The organism is Amycolatopsis sp. cmx-11-32 (assembly GCF_047608695.1).
In the GTDB taxonomy this organism is placed as follows: Bacteria; Actinomycetota; Actinomycetes; order Mycobacteriales; family Pseudonocardiaceae; genus Amycolatopsis.
This window is the reverse complement of sequence record NZ_JADNQN010000004.1, coordinates 242,314-259,507: the sequence shown is the minus strand read 5'-3', so window position 1 is coordinate 259,507 and position 17,194 is coordinate 242,314. Positions and strand designations below refer to the sequence as shown.

Here is a 17,194-nt window from a genome sequence, read left to right as displayed (position 1 = left end):
AGACGTCAGCTTGCAGCTTGTGGAAGGGTCCCGATGCCGGACAACGTCGACGCCAGCGAACAGATGGTGGACAACTGGACGAAGCAGATCCAGGAGACCGCCGCGCGCTATCAGGCGATGGCCGCCCGCGTGCAGGGGCAGACCGTGACCGAGCGGTCGAAGGACAACACCATCGAAGTGACGATCGACTCGAAGGGCCTGCTCACGAACCTCGTCATCGCCGAAGCCGCGAGCGGCAAGCGGATGGCCGAGGTCTCGTCGCAGGTCATGCGGCTCGTACAGCTCGCGCAGTCACGGATCCCGGAACTGCTGCAGGCGGCGATGGCCGAAACGGTCGGCACTACCGACGAGACGGCGAACCGCGTGATCGCGGAAGCGCAGAATACCTTCCCGGAAGCTCCGCCGGAGGAGGACCTCGCTCCGCCGGAGCCCGAGCGGCACCACCGCTTCGGCCCGGACGAGGAAGAGCCCCCGCCGCCCGCGCAGGCGAACCCGCCGCAGCCGAAGCCGATCCCGCGGCGGCGCCGCACGCAGGACGACGATGACGACTTCGGCGGCAGCATCCTTTCTTAGACGTTCATCCGGCCTGGTAGAGGGGAGAAACCATGGCAGGCAAGGGTTATGAGCTCGGCTCCGACCTCGACGCGCACGCCAAGCAGATCGACGGCATCGCCGACGGGCTGCGCACGGCGGTCGACGCCGCGCGGCAGGTGAGTATGCCGACCGACGCGTACGGCATCATCTGCCAGCCGTTCCGGATGATGCTCGACCCGGTCGAGGAGTTCGGTCTCAACGCGCTGAACAAGGCCGTCGAGGCCGCGACCGCTGTGGCGAACAACGTGCGATCGGCGTCCAACGCCTATCGGACGCAGGACGAGAACTTCGCCGCCGAGTTCAAGAACGCGCAGGTGCCTGACTGATGCCCGAGGGGAATCCGCTCGTCGCGAAGGCGCCGACGGACGGCGACGGCCCAGGACCGCTGACAGCCGGGAACAGCGAATACGGCTACGCGGCGGGCATCGGCGTCGCCGAGTCGGCCATGGACGCCTTCAACGGCATCTCGAACGGCGACTGGATCGGCGGCGGGCTCGGCGTGCTGAGCCTCGCCGGCGAGATCGCCAGCGCCGCGATCGACCCGTTCGGCTACCTGCTGTCGTCGGTGGCGTCGTTCCTGATGGAACACATGCAGCCGCTGAAGGACATGCTGGACGCGGTGGCCGGCGATCCGCCGGTGATCCAGTCGTACTCCGAGACCTGGGGCAACGTCGCCAAGAAACTGGAAGACACCCAGGTCGAGTTCTCGAACACGGTCAAGAACGGCACTTCCGGCTGGACCGGCGAGGCCGCCGACCAGTACCGCAAGCAGGCCGCGGAACAGGCGGAGGCGATCAGCGGGGCGGCGACGGTCGCGGGCGCGATCAGCACCGTCGTGATGATCTTCGGCGAGATCGTCGCGTTCGTCCGCGAATTCATCCGCCAGCTGATCGCGGACGCGGTCGGCAAGCTCATCGCGTGGGTCATGGAGACGGTGTTCTCCCTCGGTTTCGGCACGCCGATCGTGGTCGCGCAGGCCGTCACCGCGATCGCCAAGTGGGCCGCGAAGATCGCCGACAAGCTCAAGGAACTGTGCGACGCGATGCGGCGGGTCTCGCCCCTGCTCGGCAAGCTGGTCGACGTCTTCGAGAAGATCATCAAGATCTTCGGCAAGATCGCGGGCAAGATCACCGGGCTCGACGCGCTCAACCCCAAGAACATCAAGGCGGGTGGCTTCGTCCAGCGTGGTGGCCGCGGCGGCGGGTCCGGCGGGCCCGACGGCGGTGGCACGGGCTCCGGGGACGGTCCGGACGGCGACGGTTCCGGCAGCGGCTCCGGCGACGGCTCCGACGGTCCGGGCGATGGCTCCAACGGCTCCGACGGCGACTCGAGTGGTTCGGGCGGCTCCGGCCGCTCCGGTGACGGCTCGGGCGACTCGGGCTCGAACGGCGACTCGCGCACCGGCGGTTCCGGCGACACCCCGTCGAGCACCACCACTCGCGGTGGCGACGGTGGCGGCGCATCGTCCACAAGAGACAATGGTAGCTCGCCGACCCGTTCGGAAAGCGGATCTCCCGGTCGCACCGGCGATGGCGACTCACCGTCCACTTCGGACTCAAACCTCGGCAGCACACCGGACGGTGGCGGCTCGTCGCCGCGCTCCGACCCCTCAGCTCCGCACACCCGGTCCGAGGGCGGATCGCCCGGCGATTCCGGGACTCCGAACCGCGCGCCCGACGGCGGCTCGCCGAGCCCGGCTCGCGCGGACAGCGGCGGTTCGCCGCAGACACGAACCGACACCGGCGGCTCGCCGAACCACGCACTCGACGGAGGTTCCCCGGCACCGCACACGCGGGCCGACACCGGCGGCTCCCCCAGCCACGCTGCGGACAGCGGTTCCCCGGCACCCCACACCCGGGCCGACAGCGGTGGTTCGCCGAACCACGCCCCGGACGGCGGTTCTCCCGCCCCGCACACCCGGACCGACAGCGGTGGCTCCCCCAGCCACACACCCGACAGTGGTTCCCCGGCACCCCACACCCGGACCGACAGCGGCGGCTCCCCCAGCCACGCCGGCGATGGCGGCGGCTCGCCCCGGACACACGGCGGTGACGGCGGCGGCTCGCCCACCCCGCGGTCCGACCCGTCGCCCGGCCACCACGGCGGTGACAGCGGCGGCGGCCCCACCAGGCCGACCGACAGCGGCACGACGACCAGCGGTACCGCGCCCACGGCACCGCGTCTCGGCGACGCCGGCCCGTCACACGTTCCTTCACAGCGCGGCGGTACCGGTGGCGACGGTTCGCCCGGTGTCCCACCGCAGGGTCAGCCGGTCGCCGGCGGCATGCCGCCCCAAGGCGCCCCGGGTGGCGCGCCCGGCGGTGCCCCGGGTCCGCCCGGCGGCAGGCCGCAGGGCGGCGGCTGGACGGGCACGCCCGGTTCGCCGCGCACACCGGACACGCACGCCTCACGCGGTCCCGACACCCACACCGGCCCCAGCCGTGGTCTCGGCCAGACCGGTCCCGGCGGGCGGCCGAACCAGCCGCATCAGCCGCAGCCCGTCGCCCGTGGCAACGACTTCGGTCCAGGAGCCCAGCCACACACCGGCACGCCCGGCCCCGGCAACCGGCCCGGCGGCACGGGTCCCGGCAACACCGGCCCCGGCGGCCGCGGTCCCGGTGGTCACACCGGCCCGCCGCGTTCGCCGGACGGCCACGGTCCCGACGGGCACGGACCGCGCCAGGACCCAGACGGCCACCCCGACGGTTCACCGCACGATCGCGGCCCCGACGGCGAGCCGGACCGTCCGCTGACACCGGACGAGGTCAATCAGCGGCATTCCGAAGGCACCCCCGCGGGTAGCTCGTACCACCGCGGCGACCCGGACATGGGCGACCTGCCGCACCGCGTCCACCCGGACCCGGACGGCCGCTACACGGTCGACGTGCACGTCACCCCGGACGGGCACGCCCGCATCGGCAACCGCACCTACACCCCGGAGGAATTCGCGGACATCCTGCGCCGCAACGGTGACTACGACGGCAGGCCGATCCGGCTGATCGGCTGCGACGCCGGGTCGAACGACTTCGCGCGCCGTCTGTCGCGGGAACTCGACACCGAGGTCATGGCGCCGAGCAGGCCCGCGTGGACCGACTCGAACGGGCGCGTCTTCTCTTCCGACTACGAGGTCGGCCCCGACGGCCGCACCCGTCCCCGGATCCCGCCGAACGGCGAGTGGGACGTCCACAGCCCCGACGGCTCCGCCCGCCGGGCGAGCGACGACGGCTTCACACCGGACACGTCGCACGCGGACAAGCAGGACGTGGACGCCGACAGCGCCCAAAGCCGCGGCGACGGCGACGACGCCGGCCACCCGCCCTACGACGACGTTCCGCGTCCCCGGACGATCAGCCGCGATTCGCCGGAGTTCAACGAGCGGTTCGCCGATTGGAACCGCCGGGACGACTCGGACTTCACCGGACAGCGGGACCGGCCGGGTGGGCACGATCCGATCGAGTCGCCCAAGGTCATCGACGACGTCGAGCCGCGCACCAGAAACCGCAAGCTGGATCCCGAAGGGGTTCCGCAGGCACTGCGCGGCGAGAGGCCACTGGCGGGGAACGCCGAGTACAAGGTGGAGTACAAGAACGGTGCCACCAGCCGGTTCTTCACCGACGCCGACGGCAAGGTGACGCACGTCGAGTCGTCCCCGGGCACCCAGAAGCCGTTCCACAACCCCGATCTGCGCTACCCGTTGCAGCCCGGCACGCAGTACCGGGTCGCGAACTTCCACGACCCGAGCAAGGCGTGGACCTTCGAGGTCGGACAGAACGGGAGGCCGACCGCCATGACCGGCGACCCGGCCTTCCGAGGACAGAACGAGGACTTCCGGGACCAGGCTTCGCAGGACAGGTCCAACAAGGAGGGCAAGGCCGCCTTCGCGAACCATCCCGAGTACGCCGACGATTTCGATCACGTTCACTGGGCGGGCGGTCACCTCGCGGCGAACGAGATGGGTGGCCCCGGCGAGTACGTCAACATGCATCCCCAGATGGCCGCCTCCAACAGCGGCAACTACCGGGACGGCTGGGTTCACGCGGCTTCCTGGCGGGCCCAAGAGGTCGAACTCGGCCACTATGCCGAGCGGCCAGGGCACGAGATCGAGAACTACCAGGTCAGGACCGAAGGCAGCAGCAACGGCGTTCCGGAGAACGTGACCATGCGCTGGCAGGAGGTCGTGTACGAGGTCGACAGCCAGGGCGTTCCCGTCCCCGGTCCCGACGGGAAACCGGTCGAGCTGTCGCGGGTGACCAAGCAACGCGACTTCCCGAACGATCCCTCCAATGTCAACTACGGCGCGCGTACCCACTACGGAGCGAACGAATGACGGACGTGCTCACCGGTGCCATCGCCTCGGCTCTGCGGACGGCCGCGCCGGACGGCTGGGCGAGGATCAGCCTCACCGTGTCCGCGACGGTGCTGGCCTACGACTACGCCACGGAAATCCGGCTGGGCGACGGCCGGAGCGGGGATATCGAGCTGCCCGCCGAGGTGCGGAGCGGCTTCCGTGAGCTGCGCACCCGGATGTACGAACCAGGTCGCGGAACGTGGTTCTCGGCGACGCTCGTGATGACGTCCGGTGCGGCACCCGAGTTCTCGTTCAACTTCGACGAGGATCCGAAATGGTGGCCGCCCTTGCACCCGACCACCTTCACCCGCGACCTGGAAGCGTTCCCGCGCGACGAAGAACACGTTCCGCCGTGGTTGCGGAATCTGGTCGCCCAAGGCGCACAACTGGAGCAGGAGCGGGAAACACCGGCCTGAACCCGGCACCGTGCCATGATGGGTCACCGCTACTCCAGCGGTGACCACGAGGAGGATCTACCGGATGGCTCAATGGCCTCAGCTCGACCCCATCGCACAGAACGAGCTACTGGGCGAGATCACCTTGTCGGTGGTCGGCGCCCTGCCGCCGGGCTGGCGTGAGGTGGTGCTGGACTACCGGGTGGTCGGCAAGAACATCGACGTCGCGGTCGGCGTGCTCGACCCGAACGGTACCTACCAGGTGTGGGAACCGTCCGTCGAGACGTGGCGCATGTTCCAGCGGCTGCGCGGTGGGATGTACCAGGAAGGCGAAGGAACCTGGTTCTCGGCCAGGCTCGTCATCGAGCCTCCGTCGCGGTTCCGCGCGCAGTACAACTGGCAGAACGAGCCCGACTTCCAGCCGTATCCCGCACCGGACGAGTTCGCGCTGGAGCAGGAACGGTTCCCCCGCGGCGAGGCGTACATGCCGGACTGGTTCAAGCGGGGTTTGGCGGCCTCCGGCGCCAAGACCGACTGAGGACCGACGATGACCCAGCCGCCGATGCCGTTGAACCAGCCGCAGCAACAGCAGCTCGTCTGGCAGATCGGCCATGCCCTCGCGACCCCGCTCCCACCCGGCTGGCGGCAGCTGCGCGTCGAGTACCGGGCGGCGGGCAGGCACGTCGAGATCGACTTGCTCGTCACCGGTCAGGACGGTCTGCCGCGTCCGGTACAACCGAACCCGGAAGCCGTGCAGCTGCTCGGAAACCTGCGTGCGGGGATGTACCAGCCCGGCCGCGGGACCTGGTTGAGCGCGATCCTGGTCTACGGCTCGGCGACGGTGCTCAGCACGGACTTCCTCCCGGATGTCGAGCCGCCGTGGCGACAAGCACCGCCACCGATCGGTTTCCAGGACGAACTCCGGTTCTTCCCGCGGGCCGAGCAGAACATCCCGCGGTGGCTGCGGCAGCGAGCCGGCCTCGAAGCCGCGCCGCCGACCGAACCGTTGGTCGCCACTCCGCCCGCCGAAGCCCCGGAAGCACTGCGCTCGCCACGTGTCCACGACGGCCTCGACGAGTCGGGCCGCCCGGTGGTGAACCGCGAGCCGCTGTCACCCGCCGAGCGGGACCGCGTGCTGGACTACCTCGACGGCGCGCCGGTCGTCCTCGCGTCGCGGACCTATGACGCCGACGCGTTCGAGCCCGACCGGGAACCGTTGGTGCCGTTGAACTTCCGCACGGACGGCCGGTGGTACTGGCCGGGCGCGGTCGCCTACTACCTGCGCGAGCACGACGTGACGCCCGATCCCGAACTGCTCACCCACATCCGGGCGCTGCGGTTCACCCTGCCGGAGGTCGGTGAGCCCGAACGCGAACTCGCGGTCGCCGCCATCACCGGCCAAACGTCCACTTAGGACTCTGTCGCCCTTGCGGGTCGCTTATCCGTGAAGGCCTCCTTGCCTACCTTCAGAGTCAGGGTCCCGGCAAAGTCGCAGAGCTGGGCAGCGCTGCTGTTCGTGATCCGGACTTGACATTTCTGGTGCCTGCAAGGGGCCGAGTGGAGAAGACATGTCCCTGAACCCCAGTTGGTCAAGCTCCGCAACCGGTGTGACCCCGCGACGAACAACCGCCTGACCTGCAAAACTTCGACCTTGCCGGGACCCCGACCTTCAAAGTAGCGAAGGAGGTCTTCACTACTTCGCGGGCCGGTTGTGCCGAGTGGGGATTCGGGTTCTGGCGAAACTGTATTGCCTGCCCACTGGTCTCGATGACCGAACCCTTGACCGGTCACCCTTGGAGAATTCTCCACACTCGAATGCTCCGGAGTGTGCGCGCCTGGGTTCCGGGTGGGACTACCTTGATCAACCCGACCGTTCACTGACCGGATCATGCCACCTGGCGGATACGCCACGTGACAAGTTCACCGTCCGGGTACTCTTGACGGTGGCGGCGAAAGCGACCAGGGAGTGCGCATGGCACGGGGGAACATCAGCAGGGTCCGGGCGACCCGTTCCGCCGGGATGCTCCCGGTCGTGCTGGCCCTCACTTCGGCCGCGCTGCTGACCGGCGCCGCCGTCTACACGGTCGATCGCGCCGGATGCGTGGACCCGGGCCAGTACATCCGGCACGACAACCACATCGAACTCGTCGGCGGCTGCGTCGACGGCTCCGAACTGCCCGCCGCGCCGCAGGGAACCTCGCACGAGGCGGACGCGAAGAGCGGCGTCACACCCAGCAACTTCCGACCGTGACCGGGCGGTTCTTCCCACCACACCGCGCTGACCAGTACGAAGAGAGCAAAGGACCTTTGCTCTCACTTAGTTAGCATGGCTACGCTAACGGTAGCAAAGGTCCCTTGCTCCCCCTCTGGGCTCGGCGGCGGTCAGCCCAGGGCTGTGGCCAGATCGTTGACCAGGTCGCTGCCGTCCTCGATGCCGACGGACAGGCGCAGCAGGTTGTCCGGCACCTCCAGGGTGGACCCGGCGGTGCTCGCGTGGGTCATCCGGCCCGGGTGCTCGATGAGCGATTCGATCCCGCCCAGCGACTCGGCGAGGATGAACAGCTTCGTCTTCGACGCGACGCCCAACGCGGCCTGTTCACCGTCGACGTGGGTGAACGAGATCATCCCGCCGAACCGCCGCATCTGCTTCGACGCGATCTCGTGGCCGGGGTGCTCCGGCAGGCCCGGGTAGTAGACGCGCTCGACCTTCGGGTGCTTCAGCAGCATCCGGGCGATCAGTTCGGCGTTGTCGCTGTGCTGTTCCATCCGCAGCGCGAGCGTCTTGATTCCGCGCAGGGTCAGCCACGCGTCGAACGGGCCGGGCACCGCGCCCGCCGCGTTGCGCAGGTAGAACAGCTGCTCGCGCAGTTCGTCCTCGTTGGTCAGGATCGCGCCGCCGACGACGTCGGAGTGCCCGCCGAGGTACTTGGTCGTCGAGTGCAGGACGACGTCGGCACCCAGCGAAAGCGGGTTCTGCAGGTACGGGGTGGCGAAGGTGTTGTCGACGACCAGGCGGGCGCTGGCGCCGTGGGCGACCTCGGCCAACGCGGCGATGTCGGCGATCCCCAGCATCGGGTTGGTCGGCGACTCGCACCAGATCAGCTTCGTCTCCGGCCGGATCGCCGCGCGGACCTCGGCGATGTTCCCCAGGTCGGCGACGGTGTGTTCGACGCCCCACAGGCTGAGCACCTTGTCGATCAGCCGGAACGTGCCGCCGTACGCGTCGTTGCCGAGCACGAGGTGGTCACCGGGGCGCAGGGTCGCCCGTAGCAGGACGTCGCTGGCCGCCATTCCCGACGAGTAGGCGAGGCCGTGCCGGGCGCCTTCGAGCGCCGCGAGCGCGACCTCCAACGCGGTGCGCGTGGGGTTCGCGGTACGGGAGTACTCGTAGTCGCCTTCGCGCGTGCCGCCGACGCCGTCCTGCGCATAGGTCGAGGTCTGGTAGATCGGCACGATGACCGCGCCGGTCCGGGGATCAGGCGTCTGCCCGGCGTGGATCGCGCGCGTCTCGAAGCCCAGTAGAGAGTAGTCGTCGGCCATACCGTCCAGGGTACGACCACTCCCTCGGGATCCCATCGTCTGGGAGCGAACTCACCACTGTCCGGGTGGCTGGCCCTGCTGCGGTCCGGGAGCGGGCGGGTATCCGGGCCGCGCGGGCGGATATCCGAAGTTCTGCGGCGGCATGGCCATCGCCGGCTGCTTCTCGGCCGCCAACCAGCGCGCGGTCGGCGGGATCAGCGCCAGCACGAGGGTTGCGATCGCCGGGAGCAGGTCCACGATGAGGAGCACGCCGACGCCGAACCGCAGGGTCACGCCGCTGTACGAGAAAGAGAAATCCGTGCCGATCGCCCGGAGCACGAAGGTCAGGGCCACGAACCCGAGCGTGGACCCGGCTCCGATCACGGCGAGCACTCGCCCGGCGCCCTTGCGCAGGAGCAGCAGGATTCCGCCGCTCAAGAGCAACGCCGCGGTGAGGAAGTCGAGCACCGCGCCGACCAGGAGGAACGAAACGACGACATGGGAGAGCTCGATGAGGTGGAACGCGAGGCCGGCGAGGAACCACAAGCCACCGAGTATCGCGAGGACCCCGGCGATGATCCCGGTGGCACCGCTAGGTTGCCGCGCCATTCCCGGTGGCGGGTAGGCACCAGGCGGTGGATAGCCACCCTGCGGCGGGAACCGCTGGTACGTCATCGCTCCCCCTGCCGAGATGTTCGCTTCATCCTGCCAGCCCGGCTACCAGCCGGGAAGCCGCTTCTGCTTCGACGGCTGCCGCGCAGTAGAGCGAGGACGGCCGCGCTGATCGCGGTCGCCGAAGATTGGTCTCGAGTCACCAGCCGCCTTGGCGGGGCACCTGGTTCCGTGGCCGGTACGGCTGCGCCGGGGAAGGCCGCCAGCGCAGATATTTCAGCGTCGGCGGGATGATCGCGAAGATCAGCGTGAGCGGGACGACCGCGAACATGACCACCCGCGCGATGGCGACGAACGTCTTGAACTCGAACTGCAGGCGGAAGTACTGGCTGTAGGTCCCGTTGAACGCCAACGGTTCCATCAGGACGGCGGTGATCACCATCAGGGAACCGAGCACCAGCAGGACGGCGCCGGCGACCGAGCGGAAGAACGCCGACAGCGCGCCGATCAGCAGGAGCAGCGCGGCCAGCAGGTACAGCCCCAGCACGGTGAGCACGAGACCGGGGAGATCGCCGAGGCTGAATCCGGACGGCAGCCTGAGGAAGAAGTAGACCGGGATGTACCCGGCGGCCCCCGCGGCGACGAGCCCGGACAACGCCGCGATGATCGCCGTCGCCCCGGTCGGCCTCGTCTGCGGTGCGGGGTATCCGAAACCGGCCGGTCCTGGCTGCGAGGGATATCCGTACGGTCCGGTCACGTCGCCCCCATCAGCCGGGTGTCGGTTAACGGCGCTCACCCTAGCCCGATGGCCCTGGTCGTGACGGAGATTCGGCGGACACCGGCGAAAACAGAACGCCCCCAGCCGACCGGCTGGGGGCGTTCCGAGCGAAACCGTTCAGCGGAGGCGAATCACCACTGCTGCGGCGGCTGGCCGGGCTGTTGACCCGGCTGGCCGAAACCACCGTTCGGCGGCCCCTGCTGACCGGGCTGCTGCCCGAAACCACCGTGCTGCGGGGGCTGGCCGTAGCCACCCTGCGGCGGCTGACCCGGCTGGGGGAAACCACCGCTGGGCGGACCGGACTGGCCGGGCTGCTGCCCGAAACCACCGGGCTGACCCTGCTGCGGGAATCCGCCCGCAGCCGGCCCCTGCTGACCGGGCTGACCGTAGGGGCCCGGCTGCGGCTGACCGTACGGACCCGGCTGACCCGGTTGACCCGGCTGGCCGAAGCCACCCTGCGGCGGGCCGCCGAAACCACCGGGCTGGCCGCCTTGCTGGGCACCGAGCACCGAGCCGCCGCCACCGAGACCGACGAACTGCGCGGTCGGCGGGATCAGGCCCAGTACCCCGACGATCAGGATCAGGATGCCGAAGATCAGGTGCGGCAGGCCGATACCGATGCTGACCTCTCGCGGGATCCCTTCACCCGACGCGGTCGTGGCGCCGAGGAGCAGGATGCCGAAGAGGAGCAGCAGCGCGCCGCCCGCGGTGACCGCGATCGGCACGATCTTCTTGAGCGAGGCCGGGAGCTTGCTCGCCAGCGCGAGACCGGCACCGGCCGCCGTCGCGATGATCGAGGCGACCAGCAGCAAGATCACGTAGAGCCAGACGGTGCCGGGCGACGCCAGGCCGAACTGGTCGAGAAGCTTGTCGACAGCCTCCTGACCGATCTTGGCGGATTGGCTGTCGACCCCTTCGGAGAACTCGCTCGCGTCGCCGAAGTACACGAAGCTGAAGACCAGCGCGAGAAGTCCGAGAAGGCCGACGAGACCACCGGCGATGAACCCGAACAACGGGTTCCCGCCGCCACCACCGGCGGGAGCGGGGCTGTAGCCCTGCGGCGGCCCGCCGAAACCGGGCTGCTGGCCGAAACCGCCCTGCGGCGGTCCGCCGAAGCCCTGCTGCGGCTGGCCGTAACCGGGCTGCTGCTGACCCTGCGACGGGTCGAACCCACCCTGCGGGGACCCGCCGAAGCCCTGCTGCTGACCGAAACCGCCACCCTGGGCGCCGTAGGCACCGGCGGCCGGGTTGTCGGCCGCGCTCGGCGGCGGGGCGTACGGGATGGCGGGCGGCTGCGAACCCGGCGGCACGAGCTGGGTGGACTCGCTGGCGGGGGTCTCCCCGCCAGAGTTCACCGGCTGCACTACCTGGGTCGCGTTCGCGTCGCCGGAACCCGGCTGCACGACCTGTGTGGGCTCCGGCGTGTCGCCGAACCCGCCGCTTTGGGGCTGCTCATACGAGGGCTGCCCGTACTGCGCTTGCCCGTAATCGGGCTGAGCGGGCGGGCCGGGCTGCACCACCTGGGTCGGTTCCGGGGAACCGAACGGGTTGTCTTGCTGCGGCTGGGGGCCACTCGGGGGTCCCTGCGGTGGCTGGGCGCCACCCCAAGGCTGATCCGGTGGCTGCGGAGCGCTCATTTGGGTCTTGAACCCCCTTGACGAGGACATAGAAGTTCAACTCACCCAATACGCTATCGGATAGCCGGGTGGGCCGCTCGTAACGCCCCGACCCGACCATCCGATGAAATTTCTCTTTACCGCCCCGCGAGAAACGCGAGCAGGTCGTGCCGGGTGACGACGCCCGCCGGCTTGCCGTCGACCAGCACCAGTGCGCCGTCGGCGCCCGAGAGCGCGTCCATCGCCGAACCCACCTGTTCCCCGGCGCCGATGGTCGGCAGCGGCGGCGACATGTGCTGCTCGAGCCGGTCGGCAAGCTGCGCCTTGCCGGTGAACAGCGCTTCGAGCAGATCGCGTTCGTTGACCGCGCCGACGACCTCGGCCGCCATGACCGGCGGTTCCGCGCTGACCACGGGCATCTGGCTGACGCCGAACTCGGCGAGGATCGCCACCGCTTCGGCGACCGTCTCGTTCGGGTGGCTGTGCACCAGGCTGGGCAGCGAACCGCTCTTCTTCATCAGGACGTCGCGGACGGTCGCGCCGCTCGAGTCCGGCGGCAGGAAGCCGTAGGAGGACATCCAGCTGTCGTTGAAGACCTTGGTGAGGTAGCCGCGGCCGCCGTCGGGCAGGAGCACGACCACGACGTCGTCCGGGCCGAGACCCTCGGCGACCTTGAGCGCGGCGGCGACGGCCATCCCGCACGAGCCACCGACGAGCAGACCCTCTTCGAGCGCGAGACGACGCGTGATGTCGAAGGAGTGCGCGTCCGAGATCGGGACGATCTGGTCGGCGACGCTCCGGTCGTAGGTCTCCGGCCAGAAGTCCTCACCGACGCCCTCGACCAGGTACGGCCGTCCGGACCCGCCGGAGTACACCGAGCCTTCGGGGTCCGCGCCGATGACCTGGACGCGGCCGTCGCTGACCTCTTTCAGGTACTTGCCGGTGCCCGAGATCGTGCCGCCGGTGCCGACGCCCGTGACGAAGTGCGTGATCTTGCCCTCGGTCTGGCGCCAGAGTTCCGGGCCGGTCGAGTGGTAGTGGCTGGCGGGGTTCTCCGGGTTGGCGTACTGGTTCGGTTTCCAGGCGCCCTCGATCTCACGGACGAGGCGATCGGAGACGTTGTAGTAGGAGTCCGGATGCTCCGGCGCCACCGCGGTCGGGCAGACCACGACGCGGGCGCCGTAGGCCTTGAGCACGTTGCGCTTGTCCTCGCTGACCTTGTCCGGGCAGACGAACACGCACTTGTACCCCTTGCGCTGCGCCACCATGGCCAGCCCGACGCCGGTGTTGCCGGACGTCGGCTCGACGATGGTGCCGCCGGGCTTCAGTTCGCCGGAACGCTCCGCGGCTTCGATCATCCGCAGCGCGATGCGGTCCTTGACACTCCCGCCGGGGTTGACGTATTCGACCTTGGCCAGGATGAGTGGTTGCAGCCCCTCGGCCAGTGCGTTCAGCTTGACCAGAGGGGTGTTGCCCACGAGGTCCACGATGTGCTCGACGTAATCCACACTGACAGCCTAAACGCCGCAGGTCGGGATGTGTCCACTCAACTCCGGCGCCGGAGCCGGGGCATCGGAAAGAGTGGCGTGGATCGCGTTCGCCTTTGACCCGCACCGCGCTCCGGTGGAGGATGCGAGGTGAGCAGCCGCTTAGCGCGTGTCTGGATCGAAAACAAGGGAGTGTCGTTCCATGCCCGAAGCCGTCATCGTCTCCACCGCCCGATCCCCGATCGGCCGCGCCGGCAAGGGATCGCTGGTGAGCATCCGCCCGGACGACCTCACCGTGCAGATGGTCCGCGCCGCGCTCGACAAGGTTCCCGAACTCGACCCGACGCAGATCGAAGACCTCATGCTTGGCTGTGGTCTCCCCGGTGGCGAGCAGGGCTTCAACATGGGCCGCGCGGTCGCCGTCGAGCTCGGTTACGACCACTTGCCCGGCTGCACGATCACGCGGTACTGCTCCTCCAGCCTCCAGACCACCCGCATGGCGCTGCACGCGATCAAGGCGGGCGAAGGCGACGTGTTCATCTCCGCGGGCGTCGAGACCGTTTCGCGCTTCGCCAACGGCAGCTCGGACTCCTGGCCGAACACGCACAACCCGCTGTTCGCCGACGCCGAGGCCCGCACCGCGCAGGTGGCCGCCGAAGGTGCCGACAACTGGAGCGACCCGCGCGAGAAAGGTGTCCTCCCGGACGTCTACATCGCGATGGGCCAGACAGCCGAGAACCTCGCGCGCCTGAAGAACGTTTCGCGCGAGGAGATGGACGAGTTCGGCGTCCGTTCGCAGAACCTCGCCGAGAAGGCCATCGCGGACGGCTTCTGGGCCAAGGACATCACCCCGGTGACCCTGCCGGACGGCACCGTGGTCTCGAAGGACGACGGCCCGCGCGCCGGCGTCACCCTCGAAGGCGTCTCCGGTCTCAAGCCGGTCTTCCGCCCCGACGGCCGGATCACCGCAGGCAACTGCTGCGCGCTCAACGACGGCGCCGCCGCGGTGATCATCATGTCGGACACGAAGGCGAAGGAGCTCGGCCTCACACCGCTCGCCCGCGTCGTCTCGACAGGTGTTTCGGGGCTGTCGCCGGAGATCATGGGCTACGGCCCGGTCGAGGCGTCGAAGCGCGCGCTCGCCCGTGCCGGGATGTCGGTCGGCGACATCGACCTCGTCGAGATCAACGAGGCGTTCGCCGCGCAGGTCATCCCGTCGTACCAGGACCTCGGGATCGACCTCGACAAGCTGAACGTCAACGGCGGCGCGATCGCCGTCGGCCACCCGTTCGGCATGACCGGCGCGCGGATCACCTCGACGCTGATCAACTCGCTTCAGCACCACGACAAGCAGTTCGGCCTCGAGACGATGTGCGTCGGCGGCGGCCAGGGCATGGCGATGGTGCTGGAGCGCCTGTCCTAGTCCCTGCAGGCCCGATGCCGCAGCGAGGACCCCGGCCTTCCTGTGACGCGAAGGGGACCTTCCCCACATGTCATGCGGGGAAAGTCCCCTTCCCACACCCAGAACACCGCGGATCCGCGAGCCCCGACATGTCGAGGCATCACGTACGAATCTCCGACGCAGGACTAACACGGGTTTGACCTGCCAACTTTCCCCGTACGCGGACCGAAAGGGCAAGCCCGCGTACGGAGTGTGGCGCAGAGTGATCAGCAGACGCTGTCCGTCGGGACCGGGTTGCCGAGCCCGAAAAGCGGCCGCAGTTTGAGCCCGATCCACGTGCCGCCGAGCGCGAACACACCCCACAGCCAGCCGTGCAGGCTGCCGACCGAGATTCCGCCGAGGTAGGCGCCGATGTTGCAGCCACCCGCCATCCGCGCCCCGACACCCATCAGGATCCCGCCGAGCACCGCGGCGACGGCGGTCCGCCACGGGATCGAGCTGTGGATCTTCCAAGCGCCCGCGGCCGCGGCGGCGACTCCCGCGCCGATCATGATTCCGATGTCGGTGAGGCTGTTCTTGTCCTTCCAGATCGGCGCCGCCAGCGAAGCCGCGTTCGCCTTGAGCCGCCAGAATTCCCACGTCTCAGGGTGGAGACCGAACACCTGCAGGATCTTGGCGCCCCACAGGCTGAACGCGCTCGTGACGCCCCAGATCCCGCCGGACACCAGGAAGACCGCGCCCGCCAGTACCCCGAGGACGACGGCGCCGACGAGGATCGGCCACGAACCGCGGAAGATCCGGGCGAACCCGTGCGCGGTCGGGACGACGTCGACCGGCGGCGGGTTGCGGCGCTTCTGCACGAACCGGGTGCCGAACACGATCGCGGCGAGGACGGCGACCGTGATCGCCCACGAACCGAACCAGCCGACGTGGTCCGCGAGCAGGATCCCCTTGAACTCGGGCCAGCCCGACAGCAGCGGATACGCCCACGTGTAGAGGACCGAACCGGTGATGAACCCGCCGAGGGTCAGCACGATCGTCGACTGCCCGGAACCGACCGCGAACAACGTTCCCGACGCGCACGCGCCGCCCAGCTGCATGCCGATGGCGAAGATCGTCGCACCCGCGAACAGCGCGAGCCCCAGCCCGCCCGCGGCCGGGTTCGGCGTGCTGCCGAACAGGCCGGAGCCGGTGCCGACGATCAACGCGATCAGGGTCGCGGCCGTCCCGAGCAGCAGCGTGTGCGCTCGCAGCCCCTGGCCGTTGCCGACCGCGATCAGCTGGCGCCAGGCCGAGGTGAAGCCGAAGCGTGAGTGGAAGAGCGCGAGGCCGAGCAGCAGGCCGAGAATGAGCAGGACGCCGAACTTCGCCCCGTGCGCCGCCCAGACGTACCAGGTCAACCCGACCGCGAGGGCACCCGCGACGGCCAGCGGCACGAACTTGACCGGTTCCTCCGGTCGCGGGATCGGGGCAGCGCAGGAGGTCGGGAAGTCGAGGAGTTTCTTCTCACCGGCTTGGGTTTCTGTCGTCGCCACCAGGGCTCCAGGTCGATCGGCGGGTCGGGGACGAGCAACGTTAGGGCCGGTGACCACCCGGTCGCAGCCCGTCCCACACTGTGCGACGAATGGCTGCTCACCCACGGCCGGATGGCGGCGGTGATAGCAAAGGTCCCTTGCTCCCCCGCTTCGGTCCCGGAGCGCATGAAGGCCTCCTCCCTCGGCTGAACCGAGAGAGGGGCCTTCACGCGAAACGAGGGCTACTTGTCGCCCTTGATGACGCACATCGTGGTCGGCGGGGTCGAGTAGCTGATGACGTTGGTGGCTTCGGTGCCTTCGCACACCGCCTTGTCCATCTGTCCCTCGACGATCTTCAGGAACTCGACCTCCTTGGCCGGGTCCGAACACGGCACCTTCTTGTAGCCCGTGGTCCCGGCACCGAAGTTGGCCAGGCAGTCACCCTGCTTGACGTTGACCATCAGGCAGAGCTTGTACGAGATACGGCCGGTCTGCGAGTACTCGTCGTACCCGCCTTCCGGGCAGGACTCGTTGTCGCCCACCTTCGCCGCGACCTTGACGTTGGCGTCGGCGGTCCCGCAGTCGGCCTGCTTCGGGTCGGCCTTACTGGTGAATTCGGTGACCGCGAGGCAGTCACCGACTTTGGCACCGTCGGTGCCGGTGAAGTAGTTGATCGCGTACCCGCCGGCGACGAGTACGACGATCACGATCGGAAGGGCGATCTTCAGCCACGCGAGCTTGGACCGTTTGGGCGCCGCCGGCTGAACGCCGGGAGGCGGACCGAAAGCGTCGGGCTGTCCCACCGGCGTTTGGCCCCCAGGGGCCGGCTGGGAAGTGGTCACCGAGAAACCTCACAGTTGTGAAGAGGAATGAGAACCTCGCTATCAAACACTCACCGTGAGTAACACCACCTATCGGGGCCCCATACG

15 protein-coding genes are annotated in these 17,194 nt (G+C 69.2%); 8 read left to right on the top strand and 7 right to left on the bottom strand.

The window, feature by feature from the left end; all coding sequences use genetic code 11:
- Positions 1-33: 33 nt before the first annotated feature.
- From ACM6LR_RS13690 to ACM6LR_RS13660, 7 genes are all read left to right on the top strand, one after another.
- Entirely contained in the window at positions 34-573 is a 540-nt protein-coding gene (locus tag ACM6LR_RS13690) for a YbaB/EbfC family nucleoid-associated protein (protein ID WP_414939873.1), read from the top strand.
- 32 nt (positions 574-605) lie between these two features.
- On the top strand, positions 606-920 hold the full coding sequence (locus tag ACM6LR_RS13685; protein WP_414939872.1) for a type VII secretion target: 315 nt from the start codon (positions 606-608) through the stop codon (positions 918-920).
- Entirely contained in the window at positions 920-4,921 is a 4,002-nt protein-coding gene (locus ACM6LR_RS13680) for a hypothetical protein (protein WP_414943906.1), read from the top strand. The genes ACM6LR_RS13685 and ACM6LR_RS13680 overlap by 1 nt, the downstream gene beginning before the upstream one ends.
- Entirely contained in the window at positions 4,918-5,358 is a 441-nt protein-coding gene (locus ACM6LR_RS13675; RefSeq protein ID WP_414939870.1) for a hypothetical protein, read from the top strand. The genes ACM6LR_RS13680 and ACM6LR_RS13675 overlap by 4 nt, the downstream gene beginning before the upstream one ends.
- Before the next feature lie 64 nt (positions 5,359-5,422).
- Positions 5,423-5,875, top strand: coding sequence for a hypothetical protein (locus ACM6LR_RS13670; protein ID WP_414939869.1), 453 nt, complete (start codon positions 5,423-5,425; stop codon positions 5,873-5,875).
- Positions 5,876-5,884: 9 nt separating this feature from the next.
- Positions 5,885-6,751 carry a ferredoxin gene (locus ACM6LR_RS13665; protein WP_414939868.1) on the top strand — a complete coding sequence of 289 codons (867 nt, stop codon included), beginning with the start codon at positions 5,885-5,887 and terminating at the stop codon, positions 6,749-6,751.
- Positions 6,752-7,309: 558 nt separating this feature from the next.
- Entirely contained in the window at positions 7,310-7,588 is a 279-nt protein-coding gene (locus tag ACM6LR_RS13660) for a hypothetical protein (protein ID WP_414943905.1), read from the top strand.
- A gap of 131 nt (positions 7,589-7,719) precedes the next feature.
- Here the strand turns inward: ACM6LR_RS13660 and ACM6LR_RS13655 are convergent, their stop codons facing one another.
- The 5 genes from ACM6LR_RS13655 to ACM6LR_RS13635 all read right to left on the bottom strand — a co-directional run bounded on the left by ACM6LR_RS13655 (position 7,720) and on the right by ACM6LR_RS13635 (position 13,370).
- Positions 7,720-8,877, bottom strand: a complete 1,158-nt coding sequence (locus ACM6LR_RS13655) for a cystathionine gamma-synthase (protein ID WP_414943904.1) — start codon at positions 8,875-8,877, stop codon at positions 7,720-7,722.
- A gap of 51 nt (positions 8,878-8,928) precedes the next feature.
- Positions 8,929-9,531: a hypothetical protein gene (locus ACM6LR_RS13650; RefSeq protein ID WP_414943903.1), complete on the bottom strand. Its 603-nt coding sequence runs from the start codon at positions 9,529-9,531 to the stop codon at positions 8,929-8,931.
- Positions 9,532-9,667: 136 nt separating this feature from the next.
- The gene (locus ACM6LR_RS13645) at positions 9,668-10,225 is read right to left on the bottom strand and encodes a hypothetical protein (RefSeq protein ID WP_414939863.1); all 558 of its coding nucleotides are present in this window, start codon (positions 10,223-10,225) and stop codon (positions 9,668-9,670) included.
- 152 nt (positions 10,226-10,377) lie between these two features.
- The gene (locus ACM6LR_RS13640) at positions 10,378-11,883 is read right to left on the bottom strand and encodes a hypothetical protein (protein ID WP_414943902.1); all 1,506 of its coding nucleotides are present in this window, start codon (positions 11,881-11,883) and stop codon (positions 10,378-10,380) included.
- 116 nt (positions 11,884-11,999) lie between these two features.
- Positions 12,000-13,370, bottom strand: a complete 1,371-nt coding sequence (locus ACM6LR_RS13635) for a cystathionine beta-synthase (protein WP_414939861.1) — start codon at positions 13,368-13,370, stop codon at positions 12,000-12,002.
- Positions 13,371-13,551: 181 nt separating this feature from the next.
- On the opposite strand from ACM6LR_RS13635, the gene ACM6LR_RS13630 reads away from it, so the two are divergent.
- Positions 13,552-14,772 carry an acetyl-CoA C-acetyltransferase gene (locus ACM6LR_RS13630; RefSeq protein WP_414939860.1) on the top strand — a complete coding sequence of 407 codons (1,221 nt, stop codon included), beginning with the start codon at positions 13,552-13,554 and terminating at the stop codon, positions 14,770-14,772.
- A 245-nt stretch (positions 14,773-15,017) separates the two neighbouring features.
- Here ACM6LR_RS13630 and ACM6LR_RS13625 read toward each other — a convergent pair whose 3' ends face one another.
- Both ACM6LR_RS13625 and ACM6LR_RS13620 read right to left on the bottom strand, forming a co-directional pair.
- Entirely contained in the window at positions 15,018-16,286 is a 1,269-nt protein-coding gene (locus ACM6LR_RS13625) for a YeeE/YedE family protein (protein WP_414939859.1), read from the bottom strand.
- Between the two features lie 221 nt (positions 16,287-16,507).
- Positions 16,508-17,107, bottom strand: a complete 600-nt coding sequence (locus ACM6LR_RS13620) for a hypothetical protein (RefSeq protein ID WP_414939858.1) — start codon at positions 17,105-17,107, stop codon at positions 16,508-16,510.
- Positions 17,108-17,194: the final 87 nt, after the last annotated feature.